Origin of the sequence: Mycobacterium sp. (assembly GCF_049673265.1) — a bacterium.
Lineage (GTDB): Bacteria > Actinomycetota > Actinomycetes > Mycobacteriales > Mycobacteriaceae > Mycobacterium.
The window spans coordinates 1-15482 of record NZ_JBATXN010000175.1 but is presented as its reverse complement, the minus strand read 5'-3'; the positions used below and the strand labels follow the sequence as shown (position 1 = coordinate 15482).

At 65.8% G+C, this 15482-nt stretch carries 19 protein-coding genes; 2 read left to right on the top strand and 17 right to left on the bottom strand.

Annotated features, from left to right (window positions below; translation table 11 throughout):
• Window positions 1-249, top strand: a 249-nt coding sequence (locus WBF82_RS06070; RefSeq protein WP_424382174.1) for an SDR family oxidoreductase, incomplete at its 5' end; no start/stop codon positions are given.
• 8 nt (window positions 250-257) lie between these two features.
• On the opposite strand, the gene WBF82_RS06065 is transcribed toward WBF82_RS06070, so the two are convergent.
• The 4 genes from WBF82_RS06065 to WBF82_RS06050 all read right to left on the bottom strand — a co-directional run bounded on the left by WBF82_RS06065 (window position 258) and on the right by WBF82_RS06050 (window position 4433).
• Window positions 258-1472, bottom strand: coding sequence for a PPE family protein (locus tag WBF82_RS06065; RefSeq protein ID WP_424382173.1), 1215 nt, complete (start codon window positions 1470-1472; stop codon window positions 258-260).
• 10 nt (window positions 1473-1482) lie between these two features.
• On the bottom strand, window positions 1483-1782 hold the full coding sequence (locus WBF82_RS06060) for a PE family protein (protein WP_424382172.1): 300 nt from the start codon (window positions 1780-1782) through the stop codon (window positions 1483-1485).
• Window positions 1783-2030: 248 nt separating this feature from the next.
• A complete protein-coding gene (locus WBF82_RS06055) occupies window positions 2031-3149 on the bottom strand; it encodes a HoxN/HupN/NixA family nickel/cobalt transporter (protein ID WP_424382175.1) in 1119 nt (372 codons plus the stop codon).
• A 108-nt stretch (window positions 3150-3257) separates the two neighbouring features.
• Entirely contained in the window at window positions 3258-4433 is a 1176-nt protein-coding gene (locus WBF82_RS06050; protein WP_424382171.1) for an alkaline phosphatase family protein, read from the bottom strand.
• 31 nt (window positions 4434-4464) lie between these two features.
• Between WBF82_RS06050 and WBF82_RS06045 the strand changes: the two genes are divergently transcribed.
• A complete protein-coding gene (locus WBF82_RS06045) occupies window positions 4465-4953 on the top strand; it encodes a Fur family transcriptional regulator (protein WP_424382170.1) in 489 nt (162 codons plus the stop codon).
• Here the strand turns inward: WBF82_RS06045 and WBF82_RS06040 are convergent.
• From WBF82_RS06040 to WBF82_RS05980, 13 genes are all read right to left on the bottom strand, one after another.
• Window positions 4950-5687 carry a DUF6390 family protein gene (locus WBF82_RS06040; RefSeq protein WP_424382169.1) on the bottom strand — a complete coding sequence of 246 codons (738 nt, stop codon included), beginning with the start codon at window positions 5685-5687 and terminating at the stop codon, window positions 4950-4952. The two genes, WBF82_RS06045 and WBF82_RS06040, sit on opposite strands and share 4 nt — an antisense overlap.
• 3 nt (window positions 5688-5690) lie before the next feature.
• On the bottom strand, window positions 5691-6827 hold the full coding sequence (hypD, locus tag WBF82_RS06035) for a hydrogenase formation protein HypD (protein WP_424382168.1): 1137 nt from the start codon (window positions 6825-6827) through the stop codon (window positions 5691-5693).
• Between the two features lie 12 nt (window positions 6828-6839).
• Window positions 6840-7112, bottom strand: coding sequence for a HypC/HybG/HupF family hydrogenase formation chaperone (locus WBF82_RS06030; protein ID WP_424382167.1), 273 nt, complete (start codon window positions 7110-7112; stop codon window positions 6840-6842).
• Between the two features lie 70 nt (window positions 7113-7182).
• A complete protein-coding gene (gene hypE, locus WBF82_RS06025; protein ID WP_424382166.1) occupies window positions 7183-8295 on the bottom strand; it encodes a hydrogenase expression/formation protein HypE in 1113 nt (370 codons plus the stop codon).
• On the bottom strand, window positions 8292-8957 hold the full coding sequence (locus WBF82_RS06020) for a D-sedoheptulose-7-phosphate isomerase (RefSeq protein ID WP_424382165.1): 666 nt from the start codon (window positions 8955-8957) through the stop codon (window positions 8292-8294). Before WBF82_RS06020 ends, hypE begins: the two co-directional genes overlap by 4 nt.
• Window positions 8957-9673, bottom strand: coding sequence for a HypC/HybG/HupF family hydrogenase formation chaperone (locus tag WBF82_RS06015; protein WP_424382164.1), 717 nt, complete (start codon window positions 9671-9673; stop codon window positions 8957-8959). Before WBF82_RS06015 ends, WBF82_RS06020 begins: the two co-directional genes overlap by 1 nt.
• Window positions 9670-12003, bottom strand: coding sequence for a carbamoyltransferase HypF (hypF, locus tag WBF82_RS06010; protein WP_424382163.1), 2334 nt, complete (start codon window positions 12001-12003; stop codon window positions 9670-9672). The genes WBF82_RS06015 and hypF overlap by 4 nt, the downstream gene beginning before the upstream one ends.
• Window positions 11996-12286, bottom strand: coding sequence for a HypC/HybG/HupF family hydrogenase formation chaperone (locus WBF82_RS06005; RefSeq protein WP_424382162.1), 291 nt, complete (start codon window positions 12284-12286; stop codon window positions 11996-11998). The genes hypF and WBF82_RS06005 overlap by 8 nt, the downstream gene beginning before the upstream one ends.
• A 3-nt stretch (window positions 12287-12289) precedes the next feature.
• The gene (locus WBF82_RS06000; RefSeq protein ID WP_424382161.1) at window positions 12290-12784 is read right to left on the bottom strand and encodes a hydrogenase maturation protease; all 495 of its coding nucleotides are present in this window, start codon (window positions 12782-12784) and stop codon (window positions 12290-12292) included.
• Between the two features lie 23 nt (window positions 12785-12807).
• Complete coding sequence (locus WBF82_RS05995) at window positions 12808-12927, bottom strand: DUF6893 family small protein (RefSeq protein ID WP_424382160.1); 120 nt, start codon at window positions 12925-12927, stop codon at window positions 12808-12810.
• Complete coding sequence (locus WBF82_RS05990) at window positions 12915-14258, bottom strand: hypothetical protein (protein WP_424382159.1); 1344 nt, start codon at window positions 14256-14258, stop codon at window positions 12915-12917. Before WBF82_RS05990 ends, WBF82_RS05995 begins: the two co-directional genes overlap by 13 nt.
• Window positions 14255-14917 (bottom strand): DUF6084 family protein, encoded by a 663-nt coding sequence (locus WBF82_RS05985; protein WP_424382158.1) that lies wholly within the window; start codon window positions 14915-14917, stop codon window positions 14255-14257. Before WBF82_RS05985 ends, WBF82_RS05990 begins: the two co-directional genes overlap by 4 nt.
• Window positions 14914-15482 (bottom strand): DUF5947 family protein (locus tag WBF82_RS05980; protein ID WP_424382157.1); only part of this gene is annotated, 569 nt, incomplete at its 5' end. The genes WBF82_RS05980 and WBF82_RS05985, both read right to left, overlap by 4 nt.

Below are 15482 nucleotides of genomic sequence, written 5' to 3'. Positions count from 1 at the left end.
CGCCAGGGCATTCGAGTCAACGCGCTATGCCCGGGGCCGGTGAACACCCCACTGCTGCAAGAGCTTTTTGCCAAGGACCCCGACCGCGCGGCTCGGCGGCTGGTGCACATACCGATGGGCCGCTTCGCCGAGGCCGACGAAATCGCCGCAGCTGTAGCCTTTTTGGCCAGCGACGACGCCTCGTTCATCACCGCTGCGTCGTTTCTGGTCGACGGTGGTATCAGCGCCGCTTACACCACCCCTCTGTAGGAGGCTGGCTATCCGGCTGCGGGCGGGTGGGCCACCACTATCGGGCGAAAGCCGTATTTGGGAGCTGAGGCGTTGAAGTGGTTGCCGACTGCACTGGCAGCCGGCATGCCGAGCATGCCCGGCACCGCGGCAGGCGCGCTGATCGGGGCACCTCCCAACAACGGGGCAATAGGGCTTGTCACCGGCGCGATCGCATCCCAGCTCGGTGGCACCGCCAGCGCTCCGATTGCCGCACCACGGCCTAAGGCCGCCGAAACCGCGCCACCAACACCGCCAGTCGGGAGTGCGGCGGCACCAGCACCGAGCCCCTCGACTGCGGCCGCTGCGTCGCCCGCGGCAGCCCCTGCCGCATCGGCAGCAGTCCCGGCCCCGAGGAGGGCCGGGATCTCGGAGAGGGTCCCGATCCAGTTTCCCGGCATGTAGAACCCGGACGAGAAGATGGTGTTCCAGAGGCTGCTATTCAACCCAAGGCCATTCGAGCTGAACAAGTCGTTGAAGATCGCCGAGAGCCCTGTTCCGGATCCGTTCCCAGTCAGGAAGTCGAGAACGTCCATGAGTCCCGACTCTGACGACGTTGCGGGCGATGTGAGGCCTTGTAGCGCAGCGGGCACCGCAGTCACCAACTGCGACAATGTCGACTGCGTTCCCGCGCCGGTGGCCTGAGCGACGGCGGCGACCTGCACGGCCGGTGCCGCCCCGCTGGTGGTCGCCGGCGCGTCGGCGAACGGCGTCAATGTCGATGCTGCCGCGGAGGATCCGGCGTAGCCGTACATCGCCGCGGCGTCCTGGGCCCACATCTCGGCGTAGTGGGCTTCGGTGGCCGCGATCGCCGGGGTGTTCTGACCGAGGATGTTGGTCGAGATCAGCGATGTCAGTAGCGTACGGTTGGCGGCGATGACCGCCGGGGGAACCGTCATCGCGAACGCGGCTTCATAAGCGCCGGCTGCCGATTTAGCTTGGCCCGCAGCCTGTTCGGCCTGTGCCGCGGTGGTGCTCATCCATGACACATACGGTGCGGCAGCGGCTGACATCGACGCCGACGCCGAGCCTCGCCATGGTCCGTTGGTCAGGCTGGAGACTACCGAGTCGTAATTGGTGGCCGCCGAATACATCTCGATTGCCAGGTTGTCCCACGACGCCGCGGCGGCCGTCATGGGCGCTGAACCCGGGCCGCTGTACATCAGCCCGGAGTTGATTTCTGGTGGCAGAATTGCGAAATCCATTGCTCACTCCTCAACTTGCCGCAACCACGTTGGCCGCTTCGGTGGTGGTATAGGAATCTGCGCTAGCTGCCAAAACCGTCACGAACATCTGGTGCATCGCGGTGGCCCGCGCGCTGACTTCCTGATACATCTGCGCGTGTGCAGCGAATTGCATTGCAGTCAAAGCGGAGACCTCGTCGGCGGCCGCGGGAACCAGCCCTATGGTCGGGGCTATTGCCGCGGCATTCTGCGCGCTGACCGCCGAGCCGATCATGTGCAGATTCCCCGCTGCGGCGAACAGCATTTCCGGTACGATCTCGACGAACGACATGGACTGCTCCTTTGTAGATAACCGGCCCCGAAATGCCATAGCGCAGGCTGATTTCAGACAGCGAGTACCGCGCCGGGAACCGGATGGAAAGCTACGGTCATTGGTTTAGCGGTGGCCCCGCCGCATTCAGACAGCAGGCCACCCAGCTCTGCCCGTGCATCGTGCAGAGTCGTAACGGTTTTGAAGCGCGTTCGAGTGCGGTGGCGGTCTCGGCCGGGCGGGAAGCCAGGCCGACTTTTTGACGCGTTTCAGCCGACGCGCTCGGGCTGCACCGTCCACTTCTCCTCGATGCGTGCATAGCGCCAGACCAACACGGCGCCCACCCATGTCACCACGAACAAGCCAACGATCACAAAACCGATCGCGTTGAGGTCGATGCCGCCCAGCCAGCGCCAGAACCCGCCGGTCCAACCGAGCTGCTGCGCAAGCAGTCCGAGCAATTCCACGCCACCGACCAGCACCGCGACCAGGACAGAGAGCCCGGTGATCGTGATGTTGTAGTACACCTTTCGCACCGGGTTGGAAAACGCCCAACCATAAGCGAAATTCATGAACGAACCGTCGATTGTGTCCAGTAGGCACATCCCGGCGGTGAACAGCACCGGCAGACACACGATGGCATACCAGGGCAGGCCGGCCGCCGCGCTGGTGCCGGCCAGCACCAGTAGTGCCACTTCGGTAGCGGTGTCAAAACCCAGCCCGAACAACAAGCCGACCGGATACATGTGCCAGGACGCGCTCACTGAGTTGGTGAAGCGGCCCAACAAGCGATTGAGCAGCCCGCGGTTGTTCAGCTGTGCTTCGAGCTCCTCTTCGTCGTACTCGCCGCGGCGCATCCGCGCGAATACCCGCAGAATGCCAAGCAGGATCACCACATTGATGCCCGCGATCAAACACAGGAAGACGCCCGAAACGGTGGTGCCGATCAAGCCGGTGTAGTGGTGCAGGGCCGACGAATCCTGCTCGACCGGCCCGACGATCGCCTTGAGGCCAGTTGCGATCACAACGGCCAGCCCGAACACCACCGACGAGTGGCCCAACGAGAAAAAGAAGCCGACGGCAAGCGGCCGTTCGGCGTCGTTCATCAGTTTGCGGGTGGTGTTGTCGATCGCGGCTATGTGGTCGGCATCGAATGCGTGGCGCAGTCCCAGCGTGTAGGCCGTCAGCCCGATGCCGATGCCGAACGCTTTATCTCCGACGCTCAAGTGCGCTGGCTCGACTATGAGCACCAGTGTGCCCCAACCGATTACATGCAGCGCGATGATCACCGCGAACATCGATCCCAGACGCACCCACTCGTCTGGCGTCAACGCGGCCCGCAGCCGAGACAGTGACGACCATTGCCTGCTGAGCGGGTCAGCGGCCATCTGGCGTCCCATCTTCAAAAACTCCGACCGCCGACGAGGTTAGACCACCGGTGGACGTCATGCAGACGATTCGCAGGAATTCTGCAAGTTTTTTGCAAGTGGAATCGATCAGCCCCGGAAGGTGATCAGCGGGATCGCCAGCTCGGCTGCAGTGGCGGCGCCGTGAAAGCCGACAAGCCGAGCCACTTCCGGTGGTTCATGGCCGGTGGCCAATACTGCCGTGTCGCCGGTGCAAGTGACGACGACATCGCCGACGCGGCCCAGGTGGCCGGATCGCACCGGCCCGAACAGCCCGGCTGCGACCGCGTCGTCGCGGCTGCGCACCTCGGCTCGGCCATCCAGTAGCTCGCTCCAGGCGCCGATTACGTCGGGTGCCGCACCGGGCACGGTATGCAGGTAGCGGACCCGAGGCTCGCCGGCGACCGCGTGCACACCGGCCTGCAACCTCGGATCGGCGTCGAGGTCGATGCGGGCATGCGCGGGCACGTTCAGACCGCCGTGGTCGGCGGTAATCAGTAGCGCGGCATCCGGTGGCAACGCCTCGACCAGTCGGGTCAGCAGTGCGTCGACGCGGGCCGCGGCTGCGTGCCACTGCGGTGAATCGATGCCGAACAGGTGTGCTGCGGTGTCGAGGTCGGCCGTGTAGGCATATAGCAATCCGGGCCTCGCGTGCAACTGGTCGACCACGAGTTGCGCGTAGTCGTCGTCGCTATTGGCCGGGTGCAATTGCGCGCCGCGGTATACCGCCTCGGTGAGCCCGCTGCCGAGAAATGCCGTAGGCAGCACGGCGCCGGCCTCGACGCCGGCTTGTCGCAGCCGCTCGAACCACGTTGGGACGGGCTGCCATTGGGCCGCCGGGGGATCGTCACGCCAAAAGATGTGGGTGAGCACCCGGTCGGAGTCGGGCAGCTTGACCGTAAAGCCGAGAATCCCGTGTTCGCCCGGCGCCGCCCCGGTGGTCAGCGACGCGAGGCTGGTCGGTGTGGTGGACGGGAAGGTACAGGCGAGTTCGTCCAGCCGCCCCGCATCGCCGGCTAGCACCGACGCCAGCAGCGGGGCATCGGCGGCCAGCGCCGGAAGTAAATGCCAGCCCATCCCGTCGACGAGCACGACCGCGACGCGTCGCACGTCGCCGATCCAGTCCGTTACTCCCAGCACGTCCTGCGCCCCGGAAACCGAAAGCAGTGCGGCCGCGGCCGGCAGCACGTCGCAGATCGATCCTCGCGGCGATCGCAAGCGCGGCGAAGCCGGGTGCGGCGGGTCGCCGCGCGACAAACTCGGCATCACGTCAGTTTGGCAGGCGCATACTGGGTGGGTGGCCAAGCCTTCGGCATTGGATCCGGCCGCCGCCGAGCGGATCGGTGAGCTGCTGCGGTCTCATGGGCTCAGGCGGATGGCATCCCGGATCGCGGTCTTGGCCGTGCTCGAGCCGGTGCACGGTCATCTGTCGGTTGCCGAGATCGACGAGCGGCTGCGCGAATGCCTGCCCGCCGAAGACCAGCCGCCGGACCTGGCGACGATCTACCGCACGGTGACTACCCTGGTCGACCAGGGTGTGTTGCATGCGCTGACCATCGAGGGCGGGGTCACCACCTACGGGTTGGCTGCCGACCCGCACCATCACGCGGTGTGCACTCGATGCGGCTCGATCATCGAAGTGCCGGCAGGACGGCTGGCCTCTGCGCTGGAACACGCGATGGTGGGCAGTTCGTTCACGCTGTCCGAAAGCGCCGGCCTCACCCTGCACGGACTATGCCCGCAGTGCCAGGGTGACGGGCCGGGCAAACGCTCGCCGCGAGGCTAAACGTGCGCCAGCCGCTGGTTTGTCACGTTGAGCTGGCGGGTGGTGCTGTCGGCCAACGCCTGGATCTGGCCGGGTTGCAACCGGCCGCATAGCCGGCCCCAGTGGATGGCAATCTCGTCCCCAACCACCACGTCGGGCACCGCGCTGTAGCCGTCGGTCCAGACGTCGAGCCGGCGTACCGACGGCTCGGACAAGCGAAGCACGTGTCCGTCCCACGACAGCCGACAACACGACACCTCGACGTCATCGCCGTCGCGGGAAAGCACTGTCCCCCAGGTGATCCGGCAATTATCCAGCACACTTAACGGGTGATCGTCCAGTCCGCGTCCCAACAGCCGGGACCACGGATAGACACCGAACACATGGAAGCAGTGATTGGCGGCCGCCTCGCACGCCAAATCCGCGGTGAGATGCCCCCAATAGCGGCTCGCCTTGGGACCGATGATTGCGAGCAATTCGTGGAAGAACTCATCCGGATCGAGCTCGGCGCCGATACCATCCCCGAGCCAGTACGACTCGACGAGCCGGTGATCCAGCGGGTCGGTGATTCGGGTCATTTTCGCGAGCACCTGCAAGTAGGGCCAGGCGCCGGAAAACTGCGTTGCGGCGACCCGCACGTCCTCGACCGAACCGTCGCGCAATGTCGCCCCCAGCGGTGGACCGCAATAGCCCAGCGCGTTGGGGGCATATGCGTAGCGGGCGAACATCTCGGCGCCGCGGCTGTCCGGGTCCAATTGTCAGCCTCCGGAGGATCCCACCAGCTTGACGGCGTCGCGGTGCATGCGGCCGAAGTTGTAGTAGGCCGCGCAGGCGCCCTCGGGGGACACCATGCACGTCCCGATCGGGGTTTCCGGCGTGCACGCCGTGCCGAAAACCTTGCATTCCCAAGGCTTGAGCACCCCCTTGAGCACCTCGCCGCACTGGCATGCTTTGGGGTCGGCGACGCGCACGCCGGGCATCGCGAACCGCAGTTCGGCATCGAACTCAGCGAAGTCGTCGTGCAGGCGCAATGCGCTTTGCGAAATGAAACCCAGCCCGCGCCATTCGAAGTGTGGACGCAGCGCGAACACCTTGCCCATCAGCGCCAGCGCGGCTGGATTGCCGTGTTCGGGGACGACCCGCTTGTACTGATTCTCCACTTCGCAGCGGCCGTCACGGATCTGGCGCAGTAGCATGGTGACCGCGGCCAGAATGTCCAGGGGCTCGAATCCGGCTACCACCAACGGCTTTCCGTACACCTCGGGAACGAATCGGTACGGTCGGTTGCCGACCACCGTGGAGACGTGACCGGGTCCGATGAAGCCGGACAGTCGCAGGTCCGGTGATTCCAGGATCGCCTTGATCGGCGGGACGATCGTGACGTGGTTGCAGAACACGCTGAAATTGCGCAGACCTAGGTCGTGAGCCCGCACCAGCGTCACCGCCGTCGACGGGGCGGTGGTCTCGAAACCGATGGCGAAGAACACCACGTGTTTGTCGGGGTTGTCGATCGCGACCTTTAGTGCGTCCAGCGGCGAGTAGACGAACCGTACGTCGGCGCCGCGCGCCTTGGCGTCCAGCAGACTGCCGGCCGATCCGGGCACCCGCATCATGTCGCCGAAACAGGTGAAGATCACGTCGGGTTGGCCGGCTAGCCACATCGCGTCGTCGATTCGGCCCATCGGGATGACGCAGACCGGGCATCCCGGGCCGTGGACCAGTTCGACGTTGTCGGGCAGCAGGTGTTCGATCCCGTGCCGGTAGATGGTGTGGGTGTGTCCGCCGCACACCTCCATGAACTTGAAGTGGTCGGCGCCGGTTCCGGCTAGATGCTCGATGGCAGCCAACAGCTTGCGCGCCGCCGCCGGATCACGGAATTCGTCAACGAATTTCATCACTGGCCCCCTTTAGACAATCGCCGATGAGTCGAAGGCTTCGATTTCGGTGGTGTAGGCCTCGCCGAGCTTCTTGACGGCGGCCAGCGTCAGTAGCGCCTCGGTCTCGTCGATCTTGGCCATCGCGAAACCGACGTGGACCAGTACCCAGTCGTCGGGCTCGGGTATCTCGTTCTCTAACAGCCGCACGCTGATCGTGCGCTGCACACCGCTGACGTCCACCTTCGCCAAATAATTTGCGGGGTCGGTGATCTCAACGATCCGGCCCGGAATCCCTAGACACATCGGCGGTCTTCTCCTCTCTAGTGGCGATCCGCTTCGCCCGGCTTCGCCGCACTTGCGATCGCCACACCTCTCAGCAGATTCGGGGTAGCGGGTCGCCGACGAGCATGTCGACGATCCGGGTACCGCCGAATCCGGTTCGCAGCGCAACCGTTTCGGCTGGTTCGGCGACGATTTCCCCGACCTCGGCCGCGTCGGCGCCCAGCGGATGCGACTGCAATGCGGCCAGCCCGGCCTCGGCCTCTTCGGATGCAACGACGGCGACGAACTTCCCCTCGTTGGCGACGTAGAGGGGATCGATGCCGAGCAACTCGCACGCGCCATTCACCATGGGCCGCACCGGTAGTCGCTCCTCTTCGAGCAGCACCCCGAGCCCGCATGCTTGGGCTAGTTCGTTGCAGACGGTCCCAACCCCGCCCCGTGTTGCGTCCCGCAGCCAGCGGGTGGACGGCGCGGCCTCCATCAGCAGTTCGACCAGCGGGCTAAGGCACGCCGTGTCGGAACGGATGTCCGCTTCGATGGCCAGGTCGCCCCGAGCGAGCATTACCGCCATGCCGTGATCGCCCATCGAACCCGACAAGAGCAGCTTGTCACCGGCGCGTACCGCAGCCGCCGAAAGTTTGCGCTCTGCGGGAATGACGCCGGCCCCGGTGGTGGTGACGAACATGCCATCGGCCGCACCCTTGGGCACCACCTTCGTGTCGCCAGTGACGATCTGCACACCCGCGTTGGCTGCGGCGGCAGCCATGTCGGCGACGATCTCCTTCAGCTCGGCAATGGGAAAGCCCTCTTCCAGAACGAACGCCGCGGCGATCCATGACGGCACTGCGCCTGCCATCGCAAGGTCGTTGCAAGTGCCGTGGACGGCGAGTTCGCCGATGGAGCCACCGGGAAAGCGTCTGGGCTGCACCACAAATGAATCAGTTGACATCGCCAGCCGCTCACCGCCGGGCAGCGTGAGCACCGCGCCGTCACCGAGCGACTCGAGCAGCGGGTTGCGGAACGCCTCCACGAACACTGCGTCGACCAGCGCGGCCGAGGCCTTTCCGCCCGCCCCGTGTGCCAGGTTCACGTGGTCGTCGAGCAACCGGGGGCGACGCCTGCGGAACGACTCGATCCGCTCGATCACCTCGCCCTCGGCGAACCGCGGCCCCGATGACAGGTATTCACCCGCTGACTTGCTCATGCGGCCCCCAAACCTCGACCGTCGCACCGTTGCTGGGTGGCCAGCCACAGCTGGTAGCCCAGCAACGCTTGCGATTCCTGAATCCGATGCACGCTTTGTGAGCGAACGATGAAGCAGGCGTCCACCGTTGGATTGTTCATGAACGCGCCGCCGTCGTATCCGGCGAAACCGACCGTGTACAAATCACGCTGTCGTGCCTCGGCCAGCGCGGTGAGCAGATTGGACGAATTGCCGCTGGTCGACATCGCGATCGCGATGTCACCGGGCTTCGCACGGGCGATCAGCTGGCGGGCGAACACCAGCTCGAACCCTACGTCGTTGCCCAGCGCGGTGATAATTGCCTGATCGGCCGTCAATGACCACGCGGGCAACGGCTTTCCGGCTGGCGGACGGGCGAATAAGGCGGCCAACGTCGTGGAATCGGTGCAGCTGCCGCCGTTTCCGAAGGTGAACAGCCGTCCGCCGGCCGCAAACCGGCGTGCCATCTCGGTAGCGGCCTGCTCCAGCAGCTCGGCATTGGCTTCCAGTGTGTTGCGCCGCAGCGCCAGGCTCTCGGCGGCCTTTGACTGCGCTGACGCGGCGAGATCGGCAAGCAATGATTCCGAGTTATCTTCCTGCGCATCGATGAACGGATACAGGAAGTTGGTGGGTTCTTCGGGCATCACGCGTCCTCCTCCATGCGGCTGATCGCGGTGCCGGCGTGCACCAGTACCAACTCGCCCGCGGCGACAGGATCGATCAACGTCGTCGCCACGTTCTCGACGCCGCGCGCGGTGCGGACCGCGGCTATCCCGTCGGCCGACGGCGACACCACTTCACCCATGCGTCCCTCATCACTGCACGTGACGCAAACCTCTTCGGTGCATTCGGGTTTGAGCAATCCCGAGTGCTCGAAACAAACGTGGGTGAGCTCCCACAACAGGTGATAGAAGAGCACAAAGCCGCCCGTCGCGGGGATGCGCGGGTCGGGGTCGTCGAGCCACAGCACGTGATCGGCCACCCCGGCTGGCGGCCGTTCGCCGTTGCCGATCCAGATCGTAGTGGCGCCCCAGGCCGGGCTGCGGCGCATCACCGAACGCAGCTCGCGGTTATCGGCGGCACCAACCCCGATCACGATGTCGCCCGGCCGAACCGACACCCGCACCAAGTCGACCAGGTTGGGTCCGGTCAGCGCAACAGCCGGCAGCGCCCGCTTGCCCATGATCACCGGATGCACGAACTCGACCGCGATGTGCAGCGCGTGTGGCTCCCACGACGGCGCGATGGACCACATGGTCGCGCCCGCCGCGAATCGCTTGGCTAGCGTGAACGCGGTCGCGGCCAGATCGGCTGCCAGCTCGGCGCCAAGCCCCCGATCGATCGCCGTGGTGGTGGTCACGATTGAGCCTCTTCCAGCGCGGTCAGCACAGAAATCACGGCCTGACCCAGTGCCAACCCGCCGTCGTTGGGTGGTACCGTCCGGTGGGTCAGAACCTCAAATCCGCTCTGCTGCAATTTGTTACAACAAGCACTCAGCAACAATACGTTCTGAAACACCCCGCCGGTGAGGCCCACCAGCCGCGCCGGCCCGGCGGCCATTCCGACCGCATCGGCGACGGCCGCAGCGACCGCCTGGTGGAACTCGGCGGCCAGCACCGCCGGTTGTGTACCCGTGCGCAGCGCCGACACCATCGTCCGCAGCATGTCGGTGGGGTCGATCACCCCGTCGGCGCGCACCGTCATTCGTAGCCTCGGTCCCGGGGTGTCGCCGATCGATTGGGCGAGCGCCTCGAGCTCGATCGCCGCCTGGGCTTCGTAATCGATCCCGTGTCGCACCCCCAGCAGGGAAGCGACCGCGTCGAACAGCCGGCCCATGCTCGAACACGGCACGCAACCCACGTTGCTCTCCAGTTGTGAACGCGTGAGCCGTAGTTCGGCGGGCGTAGCGGCGATGACCGGGGGTAAGTCCGGCGTCCAGTCGATGTCGGCCATCCATAGCTGAGACAGCGCCATCCGCCACGGATTCCGCACGGCCGCATCACCGCCTGGCAGCGGTACCGGCAACAGGTGGCCGACCCGGACGAAGCGCTGGCTGTCGCGCCCGAGCTTGAGAACTTCGCCGCCCCAAATTGTTTGGTCGCAGCCGTAGCCGGTGCCATCGAACGCAACCCCGATCACGGGTTCACCGATGCGCCCGTGCTCGGCGAGCAGCGACACCACGTGCGCGTGGTGGTGCTGAACCAGGTCCACCGGTCGATCACCCGCGTGGCGCTCCGCCCAACCGCGGGTGTGGTAACCGGGATGCAGGTCGGCGGCCAATCGCATTGGCTGGTGTCGGACTTCGCTGAGTTGGTCCACCGCGCGCTCGAATGCCCGTAGGGTCTCGAGCGTTTTCATGTCACCGATGTGTCCGGACATGTATGCGCGCGCGCCGTCGGTGAGGCAGAAGGTGTTCTTCAGTTCGCCGCCGACGGCCAGCACCGGCGGGGCATCGAAGCCGAGGTCGACGGGCAGCGGCGCGTATCCGCGGGACCTACGGATCGGCAGCTCCCGGTGATCGACCACGCGCACCACCGAGTCGTCGCACGGCACGTGTATCGGCCGGTCGTGATCGAGCAGGGCGTCACACAGCGGTGGAAGGCGCTGCGCGGCATCGTCTTCGGTGAAACAGATGGGCTCATCGGAGCGGTTAGCGCTGGTCAGCACCAGCGCGTCGGGTACCGGCGCCTCGGCACCTGGCACGGACGCGAGCAGTAAGTGATGGATCGGCGAGTAGGGCAGCATCAGTCCGAGCAGTGGGCTGCCGGGTGCGACGGCGTCAGCGACCGGCGCGTCCCGTCGGCGCCGCAGCAGCACGATTGGCCGGGCCGCATTGGAGAGCACCGCGGCTTCGGTGTCGTCGATGTGTGCGTAGCGGCGAGCGACGTCGAGATCCCGCACCAGGACGGCGAACGGCTTGGCACCGCGCGCTTTTCGGGTTCGCAGCGCGCCGACCGCCGCCTCGTCGTCGACTCGACAGGCCAGGTGGTAGCCGCCGATGCCCTTGATCGCGACCACCGCGCCCGCGGCCAGTGCCCGCTGGCTGGCCGCCAGCGCCGCGTCGGATCCGTGGACCCGCTCGGCGTGCGCGGCGAACCACAGCGACGGCCCGCAGTCCGGGCAAGCGATCGGCTGAGCATGGAAGCGGCGGTTGGCCGGGTCGTGGTATTCGGCGGCGCAGCGTTCACACATGGTGAACGCCGACATGGTGGTGGCCGGACGGTCGTAGGGCAAGGCTCGGATGATGGTAAACCGGGGACCGCAGTTGGTGCACGTCACAAAGGGGTGTCGGTGACGACGGTCGTTCGGGCCGAACAACTCGGCGATGCAGTCGTCGCAGACCGCGATGTCGGGCGGAATTGGGCTAGTAGCACCGGCGACCGTCTGGCTTTCCGCGATGCGGAAGTTGCCGCTGCATGCACTGTCGGCGTTGACATTGACGACGCAGATAGCACTGATCCTTGCCAACGGCGGCGCCTCAGCCCTGAGCCGCCGATGAAATTCGTCAATGCGTGCGACGGGTCCCTGCACTTCGAGGAAGACCGCGCCCGAATCGTTGCCGACGAATCCGCTCAGCAAAAGCTCGGTGGCGATCCGGTGGACGAACGGACGGAACCCCACCCCCTGAACGACACCGGTCACGGTGAACCGTTGCCGGACGTCGGCGGATTTCACTAGCGTGTCAGTCATATCGACTGCCCACCGTCTGCTCGCCGGCAGAAGCGTCCGCCGGATCATCGCGGCCCCGGCCCATCAACTCCAGACCGGCCATCGCCTGCTCGGCCCCGGCACGGTCGGTCCTCTCGACCACGAACCCCATGTGAATGATTACCCAGTCATCGGGTGCAAACGTCTCCTCCGGCAACATGCCGACATTGACCTTGCGTTGCGCTCCGGCGACGTCGACGAGGGCGAGTTGCCCGTCGTAACCCTCCAGCATCCTGACTACTCGGCCCGGTATGCCCAGACACATCGCTCAGCCCTGCCCTTCGAACGAGGTTGCCGGCGATCGAGACCGCAGACCGGCGATGACCTCCTCAACGGCCAGGACGGCCCGCGGAAGGGCACTCGCGACGGGGTCGGTGAGACCGATGCCTTGCTCGACGCTCCCGACCTCGCAGCCGATGACGACCGTGTACGGCGGTTTGCCCCCGAGTGCCCTCAGGCCGTCGAATACTGCCGCGGGATCCATGCTGTGGGCATCCAGAGCGGCTGTTGCCGAACGTGATTCATGGTCGGCCTGAAAGATGTGCAAAGCGCCCGGGCTGCCGCGATTGGCGACCGCGTCGATAAGGACCAGCGCGTCCCAGTCCTCAAGCAACTCGTACGCCAAGTGCATGCCCCCAATGCCGTAGTCGACCACCCGCACGCCCGAATCGTCTTGCTGGACTGGGACGTGCCTGACTACCTCGGAGCCGAACCCGTCGTCACCGAGGAAGATGTTGCCGATGCCGGCCACAAGGATGCGCACTGGTCTCGGACCGTCCGGCGACGCTACATGTGCCGGATCTTGAGATACCGCCGGGCGTCCGGCAGGGATATCAGCCCCAGCACAACTCCGGCCAGGGCGATCAGCGCCAGGATAGCGATGAACACCCATCCTACGATCTCCATGTCGAATTCCTTTCCGTGGTTATGGTTTCGAGCGGTTCGACTTCGTCGGGGGAGAAGTACAGATAGCGGCCGTACCAGTCGTGCAGGTCTGCCGCCGGATCGTCTTCGACGACGACACCGACGTGCTGGTTGCCGTCGACATCTTCGTGCACGGTGGTGACGCGAGCGGTCTTGCCTGCGAAGAACAGGTCCTGTGCGTCGGCTCGACGCCCCGGATGCAGAAGCACTCGACTGCCTCGAGCTACCCGGACACCGTTCACCAGCACTGCGTCCAGTTCGGGCTGTACGGCATTGTCGGCCAACGGATCCCACCAGTCCACACCGTCGGGCACCTCCGGAATCAGTCCAACTGCCTCCTGCGGATCCCGCAGGACTCCGTGCAGGCGTGCCATTTCGTCGGGCGACATCGAGTCACAGCGGTCGATGATTTGCGCGGCCAGCGGATCGGTGGCCCGTGCCTGCGCCTTCTCCTGGTCGGTCATGGTCATCACCCGCAGCGTCAGGATCTCGTCGATCTCGGTGGAGTCGTATAACGCGGTCTCGCTCTGTTCGGCGATCTCGGGGTGGTCGTAGAGGATGATCGGCGAGATCAGCAGGAGATCCCGGGTGTCGGGCCTGCCGGCCAATACCGGGAAGCATCGGTGCTGGCTGCATCGAGACACCGCGTCGGCAGCGGGCAGCGGCGGCTCGAGGAGCGATACGAACTCGCCGCCAACGACTTCCGCGATGACGTGGGTGCCGATCAGGGAACGTGCAATCGCGTCGCCCTTGTCAAGAGCAGGGGCTCCGGTGTTTGCGACTCGTACCGAGACCCGATGGAGCACGCCGTCCGGCTCGACGGCTACGGTCACCGTGGCGCTGATCTCCTGCCGGATTCGGACGAGCCGACCGCCCTCGACATATTCAACATCGGTTGCCGCCGGTGCGGTCAGCGTCAGCGACCACGGCTGGGCCGGATCGTCAAACGCAAAGGGGCCGAATGACGTTTCATCCTCGATGGCTTCATCCCAGGTCAGCCATGAACCAGCCGGCGTGTTCAGCTCGTCGACGGGTTCGAATCGGCCGCAGCCGTTGGCGCGTTCGGCGCGGCGATGCTGCAGCTGCAGGAAGCGCACCACTAGGGTGATTGCTTGCGCTCCGTCGACGAGAAACTGCGCGGCGATGGTGTCGTCCTCGCCGATTCCGGCGTCGCCCGCGCCCGGAGGGCCCAAAACGCCCCACTGCCAACGCGATCGATTTCTACTCGACGTCGCGCGGTACGGGTAGAGCAGGTACCCCTCGTAGAGGACGGCGTCGGCAACGGCGCGGGCCCGATCCCAATCCGCGGTCATCGCGCCTCCTGGTGCGCCGCGTCGAGCAGGGCGGCGACCGCATCCTCGATGCTCAACAGGCCGCGCGCCGACTTGTAGGCGGCCAAAGCGGCTACGGTTTCGTGAGACAGCCGCACCCACCCGGTGTTTGGATAGTGCTGCCGGATGAGATCTCGCCACGCCGCCACTGGCATGTCGTAGCTGTCTTCGCACTCCCACGACACCTGCTGGACGGAAAAGCCTCGCTGACCTGGCGCGAATACTGTTCCGCTGAACAGGAATTGCAGCGGCACGGCACCGTCGCGCAGCGCGTGCAGGTACTTGGCGGCGGCGACCTCGAAATCGTAGGTGCACTCGAGCGGCAGCGTTATCTCGGCGGCGTGGCTGAACGCCGGCACCATCGCGGTGCAATGCTGCCACAAGAATGTGCGCTGGGTGGTTGCCCAGCGTTCCCGCGGCCCGAACAAATCGGTCAGCCCCGCTGCCTCCTCGTCGGAGTAGCCCCGGCGCAATGGTTCGATGCGGACCTGGCAGCGCAAAGCGATCGCGTGCACCGGTTCGTCGTGGGGCACCGAAACACTGACGCGCGCGGTCAGTACCGGGGTCGCCGCATATGGCTCCGGGACCACTTCGAGGACGGCGAATGTCACTCCGGTCGCCTTGTCGGTGGGGCCGGTCATTGCCGTCGCTCCGTACTGCGGACTGCGAGTTGAGCGAAGAAGGCGTCGATGAATTCGCGGGCCGCCTGCCCGCCGTCGAAGCCCCGCCACAACATCCGCAACCCGCCGACGAACTCGTAGCAGGCGTCGATCGGGACCAGATAGCAATCGGGTTGTTCACCGTCGCGCACTCGCACCAGCAGCGCCTCGACGTCGTCGACGAGTAGGCCAACGCGGGAGTCGGCCACGCTGATCGCGGTCCAAGCCTCGAGGTCGAGCTCCGATTCGGTTGCCCCCGCAGGTCCTGGGTAGAACGCGACGGTGCGATCCAGCGCTGAGTTGCGGAATAAGAATGCGAGGCCGACCGGGATCTGCAGCGCCTCCCACGCGCGGCGGTCCAGTGCAAAGTCGGGAAAGCACAGATACCGGTCGGGGACCGCGCGGTATCGCAGCTCGGCGTGGCTGTCGGTGAACAGCAGATAGCAGCCGCGGCAGACGCACATCAGTTGGCGTGCTGCCACATTCACGACGTGCTGGTGCTCGTCGACGATGCTCTCCGAGCACATTTCACATCGCTGTTCGGCGG